2 protein-coding genes and 2 pseudogenes are annotated in these 2,848 nt (G+C 64.6%); all 4 read left to right on the top strand.

Going from position 1 to position 2,848, the window contains the following annotated elements; genetic code table 11:
- Positions 1-94, top strand: a pseudogene (locus tag FHX60_RS27880) (ABC transporter ATP-binding protein); the annotation flags it as partial.
- A gap of 79 nt (positions 95-173) precedes the next feature.
- Entirely contained in the window at positions 174-1,382 is a 1,209-nt protein-coding gene (locus FHX60_RS27525) for an ABC transporter substrate-binding protein (protein ID WP_115663541.1), read from the top strand.
- A 226-nt stretch (positions 1,383-1,608) separates the two neighbouring features.
- A complete protein-coding gene (locus FHX60_RS27520) occupies positions 1,609-2,493 on the top strand; it encodes a branched-chain amino acid ABC transporter permease (protein WP_183285191.1) in 885 nt (294 codons plus the stop codon).
- Positions 2,493-2,848: pseudogene (locus FHX60_RS27515) on the top strand (branched-chain amino acid ABC transporter permease); the annotation flags it as partial. The gene FHX60_RS27520 and the pseudogene FHX60_RS27515, both read left to right, overlap by 1 nt.

The following is a 2,848-nucleotide window of genomic DNA, read 5'->3' as shown; positions in this document are numbered from 1 at the left end:
CTACGTGATGGAGCACGGCACCATCGTCGAACGCTTCGCGGCCAGCGAGCTGCAGGCCAAGATGCCGGTGCTGCATGAATTGCTCGGGGTCTGATCCGCGCAATGCGGGTCGATGGTTGCTTGTTGGCAGGAACGGGTGGCGCGCATGCCGCCGCAAATCAGGAGACATGGAAATGAAAAAGACTCGGCTCGCGGCCGCGATGGCGGCCATTGCCATGGGTGCGGTGTCCTTCGGCGCCGCCGCACAGGTATCGGGCGACACCGTCAAGATCGGCTACATCACCGACATGTCGGGCCTGTATGCCGATATCGACGGCCCCGGCGGCCTCGAAGCCATCAAGATGGCGATCGAGGACCGCGGCGGCAAGGTGCTGGGCAAGCCCATCGAGATCGTCTCGGCCGACCACCAGAACAAGGCCGACATCGCCGCTTCGAAGGCGCGCGAATGGATGGACCAGCAGGGCCTGGACATGCTGCTGGGCGGCACCAACTCCGGCACCGCGCTGGCGATGAACAAGGTGGCTTCGGAGAAGAAGCGCGTCTACATCAACATCGGCGCCGGCACCGCGCGCCTGACCAACGAAGAGTGCTCCCCTTACACGGTGCACTACGCCTATGACACGGTGGCGCTGGCCAAGGGCACCGGCAGCGCGGTGGTCAAGCAGGGCGGCAAGTCGTGGTTCTTCCTGACCGCCGACTACGCCTTCGGCCACTCGCTCGAAAGCGACACCGCCGCGGTGGTAAAGGCCAACGGCGGCACGGTGGCGGGGCAGGTGCGCCATCCGCTGTCGGCCTCTGACTTCTCGTCGTTCCTGCTGCAGGCGCAGGCATCCAAGGCGCAGATCCTGGGCCTGGCCAATGCCGGCGGCGACACCATCAATTCGATCAAGGCGGCCAAGGAGTTCGGCATCACCAAGTCGATGAAGATCGCCGGCCTGCTGATGTTCATCAACGACGTGCACAGCCTCGGGCTGAAGAACACCGAAGGCCTGCTGATGACCGACAGCTGGTACTGGGACATGAACGACGACACCCGCAAGTTCGCCAACCGCTTCTTCGGCAAGATGAAGAAGATGCCGAGCAGCCTGCAGGCCGCGGACTACTCGGCCGCCAGCACCTACCTGAAGGCCGTCGAAGCCGCCAAGACCGACGATCCGGACAAGGTCATGGCCGAGCTCAAGAAGATGAAGATCAACGACTTCTACACCAAGGGCTATATCCGCCAGGACGGCCGTGGCATCCACGACATGTACCTGATGCAGGTGAAGACCGCGGCCGAATCGAAGAAGCCGTGGGATTACCTGAAGGTGGTCGCGACCATCCCGGGCGACCAGGCCTTCACCACGGTGGCCGAGTCGAAGTGCGCCATGTTGAAGAAGTAACCGTCAGCGCAACGGCGACGGCTTGATCCCCTCTCCCGCTTGCGGGAGAGGGGCAGGGGGGAGAGGGCAGGCGCCCGCAGAAACGCGGCGCAATCAAACTTCCGGCAGCGGTCCCGAGGCCCGCATGCGCCGGTGTTGAAGCCGGCAGCCTCGTGCGCGCCGGCCCTCTCCCCCAACCCCTCTCCCGCAAGCGGGAGAGGGGAGTCACCACCCGCAATTGACGCTCATGGACATCTTCGGAATCCCCCTGCCTGCCATGCTTTCCCAGCTCTTGCTGGGGCTGGTCAACGGCGCCTTTTACGCGATGCTGAGCCTGGGCCTGGCGGTGATCTTCGGCCTGCTCAACGTCATCAACTTCGCGCACGGCGCGCTCTTCATGCTGGGCGCGGTGCTGGCCTGGATGGGCATGGAGTACGCCGGGCTGAACTACTGGATCATGCTGCTGCTGTCGCCGCTGGTCGTTGCCGCGCTGGGCGTGGTGATCGAGAAGACCATGCTGCGCTGGATCTACAAGCTCGACCATATCTACGGCCTGCTGCTGACGCTGGGCATCACGCTGGTAATCGAGGGCATCTTCCGCTCGGTCTATGGCGTCTCGGGCCTGCCGTACCAGACTCCGGACGCGCTGCAGGGCGCGACCGACCTCGGCTTCATGATCCTGCCCAACTACCGCGCCTGGGTCGTGGTGGCGTCGCTGGTGGTGTGCTTCGCCACCTGGTACGTGATTGAAAAGACCAAGCTGGGCGCCTATCTGCGCGCCGGCACCGAGAACCCCAAGATGGTCGAGGCCTTCGGCGTCAACGTGCCGCTGATGGTGACGCTGACCTACGGCTTTGGCGTGGCGCTGGCCGCGTTTGCCGGCGTGCTGGCCGCGCCGGTGATCCAGATCTCGCCGCTGATGGGGCAGAACCTGATCATCGTCGTGTTCGCGGTGGTGGTGATCGGCGGCATGGGTTCGATCATGGGCTCGATCCTGACCGGCCTGGGGCTGGGCGTGATCGAAGGCCTGACCAAAGTGTTCTACCCGGAAGCATCGGCGACCGTGGTGTTCTTCATCATGGTGATCGTGCTGCTGCTGCGCCCGGCCGGGCTGTTCGGCAAGGAGAAGTGATGAGCGCACCCTCGACATCATCGACGCCAGCCACCGTGGCGGCCAATGCAGGCAAGGCAGGAAAGGGACAAGGCGTGCAGAAGAAACTGTTGTACGGATTGCTGCTGCTGGCACTGCTGGCGGCGCCGCTGGCCGGGGCGTATCCGGTGTTCGTGCTCAAGGTGCTGTGCTTCGCGCTGTTTGCGTGCGCCTTCAACCTGCTGATCGGCTACACCGGGCTGCTGTCGTTCGGCCATGCGGCCTTCTTCGGCGGTGCCGGTTACGCCGCCGGCCACGCGATGAAGGTGTGGGGCGTGACGCCCGAGATCGGCCTGATCCTGGGCACCGGCACGGGCGCGCTGATCGGCTACGTGGT

Source organism: Cupriavidus alkaliphilus (assembly GCF_014191175.1).
Lineage (GTDB): Bacteria > Pseudomonadota > Gammaproteobacteria > Burkholderiales > Burkholderiaceae > Cupriavidus > Cupriavidus alkaliphilus.
The sequence above is the reverse complement of the archived record's forward strand: the minus strand, read 5'-3'. Positions and strand labels throughout refer to the sequence as shown.